This window comes from Curtobacterium sp. Csp1 (assembly GCF_013347185.1).
The window spans coordinates 2,705,207-2,719,466 of the sequence record NZ_CP054594.1 but is presented as its reverse complement, the minus strand read 5'-3'; the positions used below and the strand labels follow the sequence as shown (position 1 = coordinate 2,719,466).

The window sequence follows — 14,260 nt, the reverse complement described above, 5'->3', positions numbered from 1 at the left end:
GCCTCCCGTCCGACCGTCGATCCCGATCACGCGAGCCGGGTGACGGTCTTCGTCTCGCCGTCCCAGTGACGCACGCCCGCCACGCCCAGCCTGTCCGGCAGTGGTGCCGAGCGCAGCGCGGCGACCGCCGGCCCGAGGTCGACGTCCCGGACCCGACGCGCGAAGGTGACGTGCGGCGACCACGCCCCGGGTGCCGAGGTGTCGACCGTGTCCCGCGCGGCTCGGTGCACGGCCGCGTGGAACGCCGCGAGGGCCGGACCGACCACGACCGCCCGGGCGAGCACCGACCGCCCGGGCCCCGCGGGGAAGAGCAGCACCCCGCCGAGCCGCAGCTGCACGGGCGGCGTCGCGATCGTGTCCGGGACGGTGACACCGTCGCCGGCGACCACCGTGACGTGCGGGTCGTTCGTGCCGGACCGTCCGAGGCTCGGCAGGTCGGCGAGGGTCAGGGCGTCCCACGCCGCCCGGACCGCCAGGTCGGCGTCGGGGGTGAGGACGAGTTCGATGCTGCGCACAGGACGAGTCAACCAACCGGGCACGTCCGACGGGCTCGTGGACGGCGTCCTGTGGAGAACCACGGGATGTAACACGACGGAACGGGATTGGCCCGGTGCCGCGACCGCCCGTCACACTCGATCGCACACCGCGGACCACCGCGACCCCACAGCACGGCCCACGAGGAGCACCCATGTCCGCAGCACCCGTCCTGCCCGAGAAGCCGAGGAGCAAGCGCCCGATCGGCTGGATCATCGCCGCCGCGGTGGTCGTCGTCGCGATCGTCGTCGCCGTCATCGTCGGTGCCGTCCGTTCCGGCGGTTCGGAAAGCACCGCCGCCGGCGGCGCGCAGAAGACCGTGACGATCGGTGTCGCCGACAAGTCGCTCGGCTACTGGAGCACGTACACGAAGCTGGCGAAGGACGAGCTCGGCGTGACCGTGAAGCTCACGAACTTCTCGGACTACTCGCTGCCGAACCCCGCGCTGAAGGACGGCCAGCTGGACATCAACCAGTTCCAGCACATCCAGTACCTGGCGGACTACAACGTCACGTCGGACGACGACCTGCAGCCCATCGGTTCGACCGCCGTCTACCCGCTGCCGCTCTACGCGACGGACTACACGAAGACGAGCGAGCTGCCGAAGGACGCCAAGGTCGCGATCCCGAACGACTCGATCAACCAGGCGCGGGCGCTCCTCATCCTGCAGTCCGCGAAGCTCCTCGAGCTGAAGGACGGCGGCTCCGCGTTCTCGACGACGACCGACATCACGTCGTCGAAGGTCGACGTCCAACCGCTCGACGCCTCGCAGACCGCGAACGCCCTGCAGCAGGGCTCGGTCGCCGCGGCCGTCGTGAACAACAACTTCGCCACCGCGGCCAAGCTGCCGACGAGCGACATCATCTTCCAGGACGACCCCGCGAGCGCGAGCGCCGCCCCGTACGTGAACGTCTTCGCCGTGCGCGACGCCGACAAGGACAACAAGACCTACCTGGACCTGGCGAAGCTCTTCCAGGACTCGGCCGTGCAGAAGGCCTTCAAGCAGGACCTGCCCGAGGCGGTCGCCCGCGACGAGAGCGCCACGAAGCTGCAGGACGAGCTCGCGAAGGTCGAGCAGGACGCGAAGGCGGCCAAGCAGTAGTGCCGGTCCTCGTCGAACTCCGCGGCGTCTCGAAGCACTACCGCCGCGCCGACACCGGCGAGACCGTGGTGGCCGTCGAGGACGTCTCCCTGGACGTGCACCAGGGAGAGGTCCTCGGCGTCATCGGGTACTCCGGTGCCGGCAAGTCCACCCTGGTCCGGCTCGTCAACGCCCTGGAGCTGCCCTCGTCGGGCAGTGTCACGGTCGGCGGGCAGGAGCTGACGGCGATCCCCGAGCGGGACCGCCGTCTGGCGCGTCGGAAGATCGGCATGATCTTCCAGCAGTTCAACCTGTTCCGGTCCCGCACGATCGCCGGCAACGTCGCGTACCCGCTCAAGGTCGCCGGTGTCGCGAAGGCCGAGCGGGACCGCCGCGTGGCCGAGCTGCTCGACTTCGTCGGGCTGCTCGAGCGCGCCCACGCCTACCCGGAGCAGCTCTCCGGCGGGCAGAAGCAGCGCGTCGGCATCGCCCGGGCGCTGGCCTCGAACCCCGAGCTGCTGCTCGCGGACGAGGCCACGAGTGCCCTCGACCCCGAGACCACGGCCGAGGTGCTCGCGCTCCTGCGCCGCGTCAATCGGGAACTCGGCGTGACGATCATCGTCATCACGCACGAGATGGACGCCGTCCGCCAGATCGCGGACCGGGTGGCCGTCATGGAGCAGGGCCGCGTGGTCGAGGTCGGCGACGTCTACGACGTGTTCGCGGACCCGCAGACCGGCGCCGCCCAGCGGTTCGTCCGGACCGCGCTGCACGACCGGCCCTCCGGCGAGCAGCTCGCCCGGCTCCGCGAGCACCACGGCGGTCGGCTCGTCACGGTGCGGATCACCGACGAGGTCGGCCTGCAGAACCGGATCGACGCCGCCTGGCGCGATGCCGGCGTCGGCGCCGAGCTCGTCTTCGGCGGCGTCGGTGAGATCCGGGAGCGCCGGATCGGGTCCCTGACCTACGAACTGACGGCGCCGGACCCCGCGGCCGTCGACCGGGCGGTCGGCGCACTCCGCGCCGGGGGCATTACCGTGGACGAGGAGGTGGCAGCGTGAACGGCAACGGCTTCCAGAGCGTGATCGACACGTCCGACGTGTTCTTCGCCGCGATCCGCGACACCCTCGTGATGACGCTGGTGTCCCTCGTCGTCGCCGGGGTCATCGGCCTGGCACTCGGACTCGTCCTGTACGCCACCCGTCCGAGCAACCTGCTCGGCAACCGGACGGTCCACACGATCGTCAACGTGGTCGTGAACATCGTCCGACCGATCCCGTTCGTGATCTTCCTCGCGGCGATCGCGCCCCTGTCCCGCGTCGCCGTGCAGACCACGATCGGGGTCCCCGCGGTGACCTTCGCGATCTCCCTCGCGGCGTCGTTCGCGGTCGCCCGGATCGTCGAGCAGAACCTGCTCGCGGTCGACCCGGGTGTCGTCGAGGCCGCACGGGCCTCGGGCGCACACCCGGTGTCGATCCTGCTGACCGTGCTCATCCCGGAGGGCATCGGGCCGCTGATCCTCGGGTACACGTTCATCTTCGTGGGCATCGTCGACATGACCGCGCAGGGGGCGCTCATCGGCGGCGGCGGTCTCGGCGAGTACGCGATCGTGTACGGATCGCAGCGGTACGACTGGTGGATCGTGTACGTGTCCGTCGCGGCGATCGTGGTCATCGTCCAGCTCGGGCAGCTGGTCGGCAACCGGTTGGCGCGCGCCACGCTGCGTCGCTGACGCGACGCGACCACCCCACGGACGGGAGGCACGGTGCCGGCTGGCACCGTGCCTCCCGTCCGTCGTCGGTGCGGCAGACCGCCGGGCCGCGCGCCGAGCGGACCACATCTGTCGCGCTCGGCGCGACCACCCGACGTTCCGTGCACGCTCGGCGCCCCGCACGCGGGGTGTCGTGCACGCTCGCGCGTCGATGCCCGAGCCGAGCGGCCGCGCGCCGAGCGGGCCACATCTGTCGCGCTCGGCGGGTCCACGCGACGTTCTGTGCACGCGCTGCGCCCCGCAGGCGGCGTGTCCTGCACGCGCGGCGCCCGCATGCAGGCACCCCCGGCGCTCCGCCGCGCGACGCCGCCGCGTGCGAGTGGTCTGCCCGTCAGGCGGCGGGAGCCTCGGGCACGGGGACCGCGCCGGTCGCGCCGAGGTGTTCGTAGTGCGCCCGGACCAGGATCGGCCGGTGGTCGGAGATGCCCGCGGGCAGGGTCTCCACGCCCGCGATGTGCAGGCCGACGCTCGTGGCGAAGTCGAAGTGGCCCGTGAACTTGCGGTAGCGCAGGTAGGTGGGCTGGTCGGACAGCGACAGCGCGAAGCCGTGTTCCTCGATCTTCCGGCGCAGGTTCGTCTGGAACCACGGGTAGTTGAAGTCGCCGACCATGATCGCCGGAGCCTCGTCCGACAGGTCGCGGACGAACTGGTGCGCGGCCTCGATCTGCTTGCGGCGCAGGGAGTTCGTGGCGGTGAGCGGCGAGGCGTGGAACGAGGCGACGATGACCTCGGTGTCCGCCTCGGTGTCGCGGAGGCGCATCGCGATGAGGCGCTCGTGCGCAGGCGCGAGGACCCGGTCGTGCAGGGACTTCTGCAGCGAGTGGATGCTGAAGTCCTCGACCTCGAACCGGTCGTCCCGCTTGTAGATCGCCAGACCGAGTCGGTTCGCCTTGGTGGAGGCCGCGAGCGAGAGCCCACCGACCTGCTGCGCGAGGTCGTTGCTGTCGCACTCCTGGACGCAGATGACGTCGGCGTCGGAGGCCTCTGCGAGGGCGGCGAGCTCGCCGTTGGCGGTGTGCTCGCGCAGGTTGTAGCTCACGACGCGCAGGGCCGTCGGCTCCACAGCCGCGTCGGCTGCGATCGATCCCTGCTGCTGTGGCCCGGCCATGCTGCCTTCCGTCCTGGGTGTCTCGGTCACCCTGCCGCGGTCACCGTACTCGGCTGTCGCGGACAGTTGCTGTGACCGTAGCGCACCCCGGGTTTCGCGCGTGTGACCGTGTCGGAAACGGATGACGGCGCGGCCCGGGGCCGCGCGCCGCACTCAGGCCCGCACGCCCGGCCCCGCATCGCGCGCGCCGCGCTCCGGCACGCCGGACCGGCCGCGCGCCGCGCTCAGGCACGCGCGCGCCGCGCGGGCCGGACGGTGTCGCCGGCGGTCCGGCTCATGAGCACGCCCTCCAGGCAGGCCACCGCGAGCAGCGCCGCGACCACCCAGAACGCCACGTGGTACGGCCCGGACCCGCCGAGACCGGCCGCCGCCCGGATCGCGACGGCGGCGACCGCGACGCCGAACCCGGCGGCGACCTGCTGCAGCGTCGACGACAGGGTGTTCGCCGGCGTCATGTCCGCCTGCTCGACGTCCGCGAACGCGATCGTGTTGTAGGCGGTGAACCCCACGGAGCGCGCGGCGCCGCTCACCACGAGCAGGAGCGCGAGGAGCCAGAACGGGGTGTCCTCGGTCATGAACACCATCGCGACGACCGTCAGCGCGGCGACGGCACTCGACACGACGATGACCGGCCGGTACCCGAACCACCGCAGGAACGGCGTCGTCATGGGCTTGATCCCGAGGTTGCCGACGAAGACCCAGAGCACGGCCGACCCCGCGAGGACGGCGCTCCACCCCCACGCGTCCTGGAACAGCAGCGGCAGGACGAACGGCACCGCCGAGACGGCCAGGCGGAACAGGCTGCCGCCTGCGTGCGAGACCCGGAAGGTCTCGAGCCGGAAGGACTCCAGCCCCATGATCGGGTGCGGCGCGCTGCGGAAGTGCCGGACGGCCTGCCAAGAGCACACCGCGCCGACGATCCCGGACACGACGACGGCGACCACGGGGATGTCGTCGAGCGCGAGCAGCGAGGCCATCACGACGAGGGCACCGAGGCCGAGGCACGCCAGCAGCGACCCGAACCAGTCGAACGGTACCCGTTCCGGCGCGCGCTCCTGCGGGACGAGGACGAGCGCCGCGACGAACGCGACGACGCCGAGGGGGATGTTGACGAGGAAGATCCAGTGCCAGCTCAAGGTGTCGACGAGCACCCCGCCGACGAAGGGCGCGACGATCGGTGCCGCGAGTGCCGGCCAGGTCAGGATCGCGATGGCGCGGACGAGCTGGTCCCGCCCGGCGCTCCGCAGGACCACCAGGCGGCCGACCGGCACCATGAGCGCCCCACCGAGGCCCTGCACGATGCGCCAGATCGTCAGGTCGACGAGTCCCGTCGCCATCGCGCACAGCCCGGAGGCGACCGTGAAGAGCACGATCGCGCCCGCGAAGACCGTGCGGGAACCGATCCGGTCCGTGAGCCACCCGCTGACCGGGATGAACACCGCGAGGGTGACGAGGTACGCCGTGATCGCGACGCCGACGGCCGCGGAGTCGACCCCGAGGTCCCGTCCCATCGCCGGCGCAGCGGTCGCGAGGATCGTCCCGTCCAGGAGCTCCATGAAGTAGGTGCCGGCGACGAGCACCGCCACCGCCGTGCTCCCCCGCCGTCGGGTCGTCGTCATCGTCGTCATGTCGCCTCGAATGCTATGCCCGCTCGGTTTCCGCCACACCCGGGATGGTTCTGCACCGCACAATGGAGAGGACGACGACATTGCCCGGCCGCATCTCCCCCGTGGACGGTGGGACCACCGCGACCAGCAGGAGGACCGATGGCCACCACCCCCGACCGCCCGGCCGCACCGGAGCGCGAGGACGCCGCCGACCGCCCCGCCACCGTGACCGACAAGGGCGCACCCGACCCGGCGGCACCGGCCCGCCCCCACGTGCTCGACCACGCGCACCTGCCCGTCATGACCCTCCGCGGCTCCGCCCTGGCGCACAACACCACGGTCATGCAGGCCTACGTCGACCGCCACGGCCTGCTGCTCGCCCCGCACATGAAGACCCACATGGCCCCCGCCCTGGTCGAGCGGCAGCTCCGCGCCGGCGCGTGGGGCGTCACGGTCGCCTCCGTTCAGCAGGCGATGGTGGCGTGGGCGCACGGCGTGCGGCGGGTCCTCGTCGCGAACGAGGTGCTCGACCCGGCGGGCCTCGACTGGCTCGCCACCCGCGACGAGGCCACCGACGCGAGCACCGGAACGGACGCGAGCACCGGAACGGACGCGAGCACCGACGCCCCGGCAACGATCGCACCGGCACCCGCCGACGTCCTCTGCAACGTCGACTCGCTCGCCGGCGTCACCGCCGCCTCCGCCGCGCAGGCACGCACCGGCGGCACGGTCCACGTCCTGGTCGAGGTCGGCTTCCCCGGTGGCCGCACCGGCGTCCGCTCCCCCGCCGAGGCCCGCACCGTCGCACAGGCGGCCGTCGACGCTGGCCTGGTCCTCCGGGGCGTCACCGGGTACGAGGGCGGCCTGCCCGACGTCGACACCGCCGGACGCTGGGTCGCCGGCGTCGCCGCCGTCGCCGCCGACCTCCGCCCGCTCGTCCCCACCGACCGGATGCTCCTCAGCATGGGCGGCAGCGCCTGGTTCGACGGCGTGGTCGACGCGCTCGCGGACCGGCCCGCCGACGTCGACGTGCTGCTCCGCTCCGGCGCCTACCTGACCCACGACGACGGCTTCTACGCCGAGCGCACGCCCTTCGGTCGCCGCCCCGAGGAGGGCTCCCTCCGCCCGGCGATCGAGGTCTGGGGCCGGGTCACCTCGTGCCCGGAACCGGGTCGCGCCTTCGTCGCGATCGGCAAGCGCGACGTCTCCTTCGACGAGGGCCTGCCCGTCGTGCGCGGGATCCGGCCTGGAGGCACGGCGCACGACCCGCAGGTCGTCCCGCCACCCGGGGCGGTCACCGTGGTGCGCCTGGACGACCAGCACTGCTACCTCACGCTGACGGACGACGCACCCCGGCTCACGCCGGGCGACGTCGTCGTGCTCGGGGTCTCGCACCCGTGCACGGTGTTCGACAAGTGGCGGCAGGTGCGGGTCCTCGACGACGACGACACGGTCGTGCAGACGATCGGGACGTGGTTCTGATGACCGCGGAGGTGCCGGCCAGGAACGCCGCGCTGTCGCTCCGCCGCGGGCTGCGGCTGCTCGAGCACGTCGCGGACCGGACCCGGGGCGGCGCCGCGTCGGTGTCCCTGACCGAGCTCGCGGCGGAGCTCGGCACGGCGAAGTCGACCGTGCTGCGGCTGACGGCCCCGATGCTCGAGACCGACCTGCTCCGCCGGACGCCCGAGGCCGGTTTCACACTCGGGCTCGGGGCGCTGCTCCTCGGCCAGAGCTACCTGGAGGGCATCGACCTCCGCGCCGCCGCGGCACCGTTCCTCCGCCGGACGGCCCAGGCCACCGGGCTCACCTGCCACCTGGTCGTCCCGGACGGCACCGACATCGTCTACGTCGACAAGGTCGAGACCCGGGGCACCGTCCGGATGAGGTCGCGGATCGGGAACCGCCTGCCGATGCGGAACACGGCCTCGGGCAAGGCGATCGTGGCGTTCGGCGAGCCCGAGCTCCTGACCCAGGTCCTGGCCGTACCCGCCGTCGCGATGACCGACCAGACGATCACGGACGACGACCGCTGGCGGCAGGAGGTCAAGCGGACCCGGGCGCGCGGCTACGGCATCGACGACCGCGAGAACGAACCGGGCATCCGCTGCGTCGCCGCGCCCGTGCTCGACCACGCGAACCAGGTCGTCGGGGCGATGAGCATCTCCGGGCTGGCCTCCCGCTTCCCCGCCGCGGCCGTCCGGGAGCTCGGCGAGGGCGTCGTCCGGACCGCACTCGAGGTGTCGGTGGCGCTCGGGTCGTCCTCCGCCGGGCTGGCCCTCGCCCGCACCGCGAGCTCCGGCGGCGTCCGGTGACCGAGCCGACCGGCGCCGTGGTCACCGTCGGCGAGACGATGCTCCTGCTCAGCGGAACCGAGCCCGGCGAGGTCGCCGAGCTCGAGCACCTCCGGGTCGACACCGGCGGCGCCGAGAGCAACGTCGCGATCGGACTCGTCCGGGCCGGTGTCCCCGCGACGTGGGTCGGTCGGGTCGGGGCGGACCCGGCCGGCGACCGCGTGCTCCGCGACGTCCGCTCAGCCGGGGTCGACGTCGTCCCCGTGGTCGACCCGGACCGCTCGACGGGCCTCATGGTCAAGGAGCGCCTGCACGACGGCCGCACGCGGGTGACCTACCACCGACGGCACTCCGCGGCGTCGGCCCTCGTGCCGGAGGACGTCCCCGCCGGACTCGTCGAACGTGCGGTGGCAGTGCATCTGACCGGCATCACGCTCGCCCTGTCCGACACCGCGCGGGCGACCGTGCAGGCCGTCCTCGACCGCGCCGACGCCGCCGGGGTGCCGGTGTCGTTCGACGTCAACCACCGGTCGAAGCTCATCGACGCGCCGACTGCCCGGGGGGTCTACCGTCCGGTCGCCGAGCGCGCCGACGTCCTGTTCGCCGGTGACGACGAGGCCAGGCTGCTCCTGGGACTCGGCGACGACGAGGGCACCGACCAGGACCTCGCCCACGCGCTCGCCGCCGTGTCGCGCGGACCCGCGGTCGTGAAGGCCGGGTCGCGCGGGGCCGTCGCGGTCGTCGACGGCCGGACCCTGCGGCGCGCGGCCACACCCGTGCGGGTCGTCGACCCGGTCGGTGCCGGGGACGCGTTCGTCGCCGCCTGGCTCGCCGCGACGCTGACCGGGGCGCCGCCGGAGACCGCACTGGACCGCGCCGCCGACGCCGGGGCGCTGGCGTGCACGGTCGCGGGCGACTGGCGCCGACCCGACCCCGCCGCACTGCACCGTCCGGGCACGCCGGACACCGCGGACGTCCACGACCGCGTCGACCGCTGACACCGTACGACCCCACGACACGACCGCACCGCCGACCACGAGCCGCGACCACCAGGAGCCCGCATGACCGACACCGCCCCGCACCCCCGCCACCGGCACGCCGCGGGTCCCGCCGTCGCCATCCTCCGCGGCGGGACGGGCGAGCACGTCGAGGCCGTCGTCACGACCCTCGTCGAGGCCGGGGTCCGCGCGGTCGAGCTGACGACGAACACCCCGGGCTGGCGCGAGGGCATCGCCCGGACCGTCGAGCGCCACGGCAGCGGCGTCGCGGTCGGCGTCGGCACCGTGATGGAGCCCGGACAGGTCGACGAGGCGGCCGCCCTCGGTGCGACCTTCGCGGTCAGCCCGCACACCGACGCCGCGATCGGCGAGCGGGCCCACGCACTCGGACTCGGCTGGTACCCGGGCGCCGCGACGCCGAGCGAGATCGTCCGCGCGTGGCAGCTCGGCGCCCGTGCGGTGAAGGTCTTCCCCGCGGCGCAGCTCGGCGGCCCGGCGTTCCTGCGCCAGGCGCTCGCCCCGCTCGACTTCGTCGACGTCGTCCCGACGGGCGGCATCGGCATCGACGACGTCCGCGACTACCTGGCGGCGGGTGCGGTCGCCGTCGGGCTCGGGTCCCCGCTCGTCGGCGATGCGCTCGTCACCGGCGACCTGGCGTCGCTGCGGGAGCGCGCGACCCGGCTCGTCGCGGAGACGACACGGTGACCGCGGCACCCGGGGGCGCGTCCCCGGTGCTCCTCCGCGGTGGCGCCGTGGTCGGTCCGGACGGCCCGGTCCGCGCGGACGTGCTCGTCCGGGACGGCCGGATCGCGTCCGTCGGGCCGGCGGTGCGCCCACCGTCGGACGCCGTCACGGTGGACTGCGGCGAGCGCTTCATCCTGCCCGGCTTCGTCGACGCGCACTCCCACGCCGGTTCACGCGTCTTCGACGAGGACGTCCAGGAGACCCTGCTGCGCCAGGGCGTCACGACGATCGTCACGGGCCAGGACGGCGTCGGTCCGGCACCGGGCGACGGGACGTGGGCGGACCGGTACTTCGCGGCGATCGACGGCCCGCACCCGCGGTACCGCGGCGGCGGGACGGCGGCGCTCCTGTCGACGTACGACGGCACCACCCCCGTGAACGTGGCGACGCTCGTGCCGGCCGGGACGGTCCGGCACCAGGTGATCGGCGACGAGGACCGCCCGGCGACCCCCGACGAGACCGCACGGATGCGGGCGCTCGTGCGGATCGGGCTCGCGGAGGGGGCGGTCGGGCTCGCGAGCGGGCTCGACTACGTGCCGGGGGTCTCCGCCGACGCCGACGAGCTCGCCGCGCTGTGCGCCGAGGTCGCGGCGGTGGACGGGCTCTACGTGACCCACATGCGCGGTGGGTACGAGGCGAACGTCCGGGTCGGGCTCGACGAGGTCGCCGCGATCGTCCGGGCCTCCGGCGTCCGGGCGCACGTGTCGCACCTGCACGGGCCGGTGCCGACGGTCCTCGGGGCGCTCGACGACCTGGCGGCCGCGGGCGTACCGCTGTCCTTCGACGCCTACCCGTACTCGCGCGGCTGCACCATCCTGTCGATGCTGCTCCTGCCGTCGGCCCTCGCCCGTCCCGGCACCGACGACCTCGCCCACGCCCTCGCCGACCCCGCCGGCCGCGAGCGCGTGCGGGCCGGCGCACTCGAGCGGGTGACGGGCCGCGCCGACCTCGGCCCGGGGTGGGCGGACCAGGTGACGCTGTCGCACGTGCCGTCCGCCGCGCACCACGGACTGCAGGGCCGGACGCTCGCGCAGGCCGCCGCGGACACCGGGACGGAACCGGTCGACCTGGCGCTCGACGTGCTGCTCGCGTCCGCCCTGCAGGTGAGCGTGGTGATGCGGGTCCCGGAGCCGCGCACGCCCGAGCAGCTCGCGCCGCTCTTCCGCCACCCGGGGCACACGGCCGGGTCGGACGGCATCCACGTCGGCACCCACCCGCACCCCCGCGCGGCCGGCACGTTCGCGCGGTACCTCGGCGACTTCGCCCGACCCGGGCTGCTCACCTGGGACGAGGCGCAGCGGCACCTCGCGACGACGGCGGTCGGGCTGCACGGGCTCGGCGACCGCGGCGTGGTCCGGACCGGCGCGGTCGCGGACCTCGTCGTGGCCGACCCCGAGCGGGTCACGTCCAGGGCGACCTACGCGGCGCCGACGCTGCGGGCCGAGGGCATCGACGACGTCCTCGTCGCCGGGGTCCCGGTGCTCGCCGCCGGTCGCACGACGCACGCGACCCCCGGCGTCGGGCTCCGTCGCGCGCGCTGAGCGCGGGGAACGGACCGTCGCCGGGGGTCGGGCGTGAGGACCTGCTCAGTCCTGGCGGTCGGACAGCACGGCGACGACGTCGATCTCGACGAGGATCCCGGCGAGGTGCGACTGCACGGTGGTCCGGACCGGGTACGGCTCGGAGAAGTGCTTCGCGTACTCCTCGTTGAACGCCGGGAAGTCCCGGTCCGAGTGCTCGAGGTGCACGGTGGACTTCACGACGTCGTCCAGGGTCGCGCCGTGCTCGGCGAGGACCGCGGCCACGTTCGCCAGCACCTGCGCGGTCTGCCCGGCGACGTCGTCGGCCATCGCCCCGGTGGCGGGGTCCTGCGGGCCGAAGCCCGCGGTGTACAGGAAGCCGTTCGCGACGATGCCCTGGCTGTACGGGCCGGCGGGCTTCGGGGCGTTGTCGGTCACGATGGCGGTCTTCGGCACGGGGCCTCCTCGGTTCGGTCCAGCGGGTCGCCACCAGGGTAGGGGTGCCGACGTCGCCGGGACCGGCCACGGGGCGGAGCCGTTCCGGTGCGCACAACGCGGGGCGTGCCTCCCGGCCGTGCCCGGCGACCGATCACCCGCGTGACGTGCGCGTGGCACGCAGGGGTCCAGGAACGGACGGCTACCCTCGGGACGTGCCCACCCTGATGCCCGGACATCGCGGAGCGGGCCGGTGAGCCGGTACGACGGCGTCGTCGCCGGCACCCTCGCGAACGGTCGACGTCGTCTCGTCGACCTCGCCACCGCGATGCCCGCCTGGGCCGCGGTCCTGCTCGTGTGGACCGGTGGCCGGGTCGTCTCCACGTTCTGGCTCGCGCTCGCCTACCCGTTGATGGGGCGGGCGATGCCGGACAACGCGGTGTGGGGCAACGGGCACGGGTTCCTGGCGTTCCTGACCGCGTGGGACGGGCAGTACTACGAGCAGATCTCGGTGCACGGGTACCCGACGACGCTGCCGCTCGACGCCGGTGGGCACGTGGCGCAGAACTCGTGGGCGTTCCTGCCCGCGTTCCCGTTCGCGATCCGGGCGCTGACCGCCTCGACGGGGCTGCCGTTCGAGGTCGGGGCGCCGCTCGTCGCCCTGCTCGCCGGGCTCGTCGCCGCGTTCCTGCTGCACCGGCTCGTCGCCGACCACGCCGGGCACGCCGCCGGGATGTGGGCCGTCTTCTTCTTCACGTGCGGGCCGCTGTCGTTCCTGCTGCAGGTCGGCTACGCCGAGAGCACGTTCCTCGCACTGACCTTCGGGGCGCTGCTCGCGCTCGAGCGTCGGCGGTACGGGCTGCTCGCGCTGCTCGGCGTCGTCGCGGCGTTCACCCGGCCGGGGGCGTTGGCGATCCCGCTCGTGCTCGGGGTCGTCGCCCTGGTCCGGTGGATCCGCGCACGTCGGGCCGCAGCCGGCACCGGGTTGCGGTCGCTCGACGCGTTCCCCGTCGCGGAGCGGGTCCGGGTCGTCGCTGCGGGGGCCGTGATGGCCGCAGCCGGGGTCGCGTGGCCCGTGATCGCGTCGCACGTGACCGGTCGGCCGGACGCGTACCTCGAGACCGAGATGTCCTGGTGGGTGAACTTCATCGGTCGGGTCGACTTCGTGCCGATGACGCCGTGGTTCCTCATCGCCCTGCGCTGGATCGGCGTCGGCGGGGTGTTCATCGTCGTGTTCCTGCTCGTGGCGTACCCCGTGTGGCTCCTGCGTCGCTCGACCCGGAAGCTCGGGCAGACGACGGTGCTGTACTCGGCGGCGTACGCGCTGTACATCTTCGCGGTGTCGTTGCCGATGGCCTCGACGCCCCGGTTGCTCATGCCGCTCGCGCCGTTGTTCGGCTCGCCGGAGCTCGTCGCGCGGCCCTGGATGCGGTGGACGTTCGTGAGCTGCGCGCTCCTCGGGCAGCCGGTGCTCGTCGCCGTGCTGTGGCTGCTCGGCCCGCCCTGACCCGGCCCAGCCTGACCCGCCCAGGCCGCAGAACGCAACGTGGGCGGTTTCTCGCAGCGACATACCGCTGCGAGGAACCGCCCCGTTTGCGTTTTGCGAGCCAGCGAGCCAGAGCCAGCCGGCCCGCCAGCGGCCTAGATGTACTAGGCCGTTAGGTTGGTGACACTCGGGCTGCAGGTGTGAGTCCGTGGCTTGAGTGGGTCCGGCCAGTGTTGTAGTGCTCGATCCAGGGCGCAAGCGCGTCGGCGCGTGCTTGGTTGCTGGTGAAAGGTTGCCGGTAGGCCCACTCGGTCGCGAGGGTCCGGTTGAATCGTTCGACCTTGCCGTTTTGCCATGGGCAGTGGGGTTTGATGAACTTCTGCTTCGCCCCGAGCGCGGCGACGGCGTCCTTGAACGCGGCCGAGTGCCGGTAGGCGAACGCGTTGTCCGAGATCACGCGCTCGATCGTTGCGATGCCGTGCTCAGCGAAGTAGGCCGCCGCGCGTGTCAGGAACGCTGCTGCGGTCGCGCCTTTCTCATCTGGGTGGATCTCCGCGTAGGCGAGTCGAGTGTGATCATCGACGGCCGCGTGGACGTAGTCGAACCCGATGCCGCGCCCCAGGAACTCCTAGCGGCGGCGGTGGCCCAGCCAGCACACGCGGTTCGGGATCAGAACGAGATTATT

At 73.4% G+C, this 14,260-nt stretch carries 13 protein-coding genes and 1 pseudogene; 9 read left to right on the top strand and 5 right to left on the bottom strand.

Features of this window, described 5'->3' with window-relative positions; genetic code table 11:
* Window positions 1-26: 26 nt before the first annotated feature.
* Window positions 27-515: a 2'-5' RNA ligase family protein gene (locus tag HUN58_RS13010; RefSeq protein ID WP_180224883.1), complete on the bottom strand. Its 489-nt coding sequence runs from the start codon at window positions 513-515 to the stop codon at window positions 27-29.
* A 173-nt stretch (window positions 516-688) separates the two neighbouring features.
* Between HUN58_RS13010 and HUN58_RS13005 the strand changes: the two genes are divergently transcribed.
* Genes HUN58_RS13005 through HUN58_RS12995 form a run of 3 tightly spaced genes read left to right on the top strand, consistent with a single transcriptional unit; the run spans window position 689 to window position 3,347 of the window.
* Window positions 689-1,636, top strand: coding sequence for a MetQ/NlpA family ABC transporter substrate-binding protein (locus HUN58_RS13005; protein WP_114849762.1), 948 nt, complete (start codon window positions 689-691; stop codon window positions 1,634-1,636).
* The gene (locus tag HUN58_RS13000) at window positions 1,636-2,676 is read left to right on the top strand and encodes a methionine ABC transporter ATP-binding protein (RefSeq protein WP_180224882.1); all 1,041 of its coding nucleotides are present in this window, start codon (window positions 1,636-1,638) and stop codon (window positions 2,674-2,676) included. Before HUN58_RS13005 ends, HUN58_RS13000 begins: the two co-directional genes overlap by 1 nt.
* Window positions 2,673-3,347: a methionine ABC transporter permease gene (locus HUN58_RS12995; RefSeq protein WP_217488531.1), complete on the top strand. Its 675-nt coding sequence runs from the start codon at window positions 2,673-2,675 to the stop codon at window positions 3,345-3,347. The genes HUN58_RS13000 and HUN58_RS12995 overlap by 4 nt, the downstream gene beginning before the upstream one ends.
* 370 nt (window positions 3,348-3,717) lie before the next feature.
* Here HUN58_RS12995 and HUN58_RS12990 read toward each other — a convergent pair whose 3' ends face one another.
* Both HUN58_RS12990 and HUN58_RS12985 read right to left on the bottom strand, forming a co-directional pair.
* Window positions 3,718-4,494 carry an endonuclease/exonuclease/phosphatase family protein gene (locus tag HUN58_RS12990; RefSeq protein ID WP_114849764.1) on the bottom strand — a complete coding sequence of 259 codons (777 nt, stop codon included), beginning with the start codon at window positions 4,492-4,494 and terminating at the stop codon, window positions 3,718-3,720.
* A 224-nt stretch (window positions 4,495-4,718) separates the two neighbouring features.
* Window positions 4,719-6,122: an MFS transporter gene (locus tag HUN58_RS12985; protein WP_217488530.1), complete on the bottom strand. Its 1,404-nt coding sequence runs from the start codon at window positions 6,120-6,122 to the stop codon at window positions 4,719-4,721.
* 138 nt (window positions 6,123-6,260) lie between these two features.
* Between HUN58_RS12985 and HUN58_RS12980 the strand changes: the two genes are divergently transcribed.
* The 5 genes from HUN58_RS12980 (at window position 6,261) to HUN58_RS12960 (ending at window position 11,675) form a co-directional block, all read left to right on the top strand.
* Complete coding sequence (locus HUN58_RS12980) at window positions 6,261-7,583, top strand: alanine racemase (protein ID WP_180224881.1); 1,323 nt, start codon at window positions 6,261-6,263, stop codon at window positions 7,581-7,583.
* On the top strand, window positions 7,583-8,413 hold the full coding sequence (locus HUN58_RS12975) for an IclR family transcriptional regulator (protein WP_180226149.1): 831 nt from the start codon (window positions 7,583-7,585) through the stop codon (window positions 8,411-8,413). Before HUN58_RS12980 ends, HUN58_RS12975 begins: the two co-directional genes overlap by 1 nt.
* A complete protein-coding gene (locus HUN58_RS12970) occupies window positions 8,410-9,390 on the top strand; it encodes a sugar kinase (RefSeq protein WP_180224880.1) in 981 nt (326 codons plus the stop codon). The genes HUN58_RS12975 and HUN58_RS12970 overlap by 4 nt, the downstream gene beginning before the upstream one ends.
* Before the next feature lie 63 nt (window positions 9,391-9,453).
* Complete coding sequence (locus tag HUN58_RS12965; RefSeq protein ID WP_180224879.1) at window positions 9,454-10,095, top strand: bifunctional 4-hydroxy-2-oxoglutarate aldolase/2-dehydro-3-deoxy-phosphogluconate aldolase; 642 nt, start codon at window positions 9,454-9,456, stop codon at window positions 10,093-10,095.
* Window positions 10,092-11,675: an amidohydrolase family protein gene (locus tag HUN58_RS12960; RefSeq protein ID WP_208745539.1), complete on the top strand. Its 1,584-nt coding sequence runs from the start codon at window positions 10,092-10,094 to the stop codon at window positions 11,673-11,675. Before HUN58_RS12965 ends, HUN58_RS12960 begins: the two co-directional genes overlap by 4 nt.
* A gap of 45 nt (window positions 11,676-11,720) precedes the next feature.
* Here the strand turns inward: HUN58_RS12960 and HUN58_RS12955 are convergent, their stop codons facing one another.
* A complete protein-coding gene (locus HUN58_RS12955; RefSeq protein ID WP_141862358.1) occupies window positions 11,721-12,110 on the bottom strand; it encodes a RidA family protein in 390 nt (129 codons plus the stop codon).
* A gap of 232 nt (window positions 12,111-12,342) precedes the next feature.
* On the opposite strand from HUN58_RS12955, the gene HUN58_RS12950 reads away from it, so the two are divergent.
* Window positions 12,343-13,596, top strand: coding sequence for a hypothetical protein (locus HUN58_RS12950; protein WP_114849771.1), 1,254 nt, complete (start codon window positions 12,343-12,345; stop codon window positions 13,594-13,596).
* A 151-nt stretch (window positions 13,597-13,747) separates the two neighbouring features.
* Here HUN58_RS12950 and HUN58_RS12945 read toward each other — a convergent pair.
* Window positions 13,748-14,260, bottom strand: a pseudogene (locus tag HUN58_RS12945) (integrase core domain-containing protein); the annotation flags it as partial.

Excerpts from the sequence above, each read along its gene's own strand:
- HUN58_RS12985 (WP_217488530.1), bottom strand. The coding sequence starts at position 6,122 with ATGACGACGATGACGACGACCCGACGGCGGGGGAGCACGGCGGTGGCG.
- HUN58_RS12975 (WP_180226149.1), top strand. The coding sequence starts at position 7,583 with ATGACCGCGGAGGTGCCGGCCAGGAACGCCGCGCTGTCGCTCCGCCGC.
- HUN58_RS13005 (WP_114849762.1), top strand. The coding sequence starts at position 689 with ATGTCCGCAGCACCCGTCCTGCCCGAGAAGCCGAGGAGCAAGCGCCCG.
- HUN58_RS12965 (WP_180224879.1), top strand. The coding sequence starts at position 9,454 with ATGACCGACACCGCCCCGCACCCCCGCCACCGGCACGCCGCGGGTCCC.
- HUN58_RS12990 (WP_114849764.1), bottom strand. The coding sequence starts at position 4,494 with ATGGCCGGGCCACAGCAGCAGGGATCGATCGCAGCCGACGCGGCTGTG.
- HUN58_RS12980 (WP_180224881.1), top strand. The coding sequence starts at position 6,261 with ATGGCCACCACCCCCGACCGCCCGGCCGCACCGGAGCGCGAGGACGCC.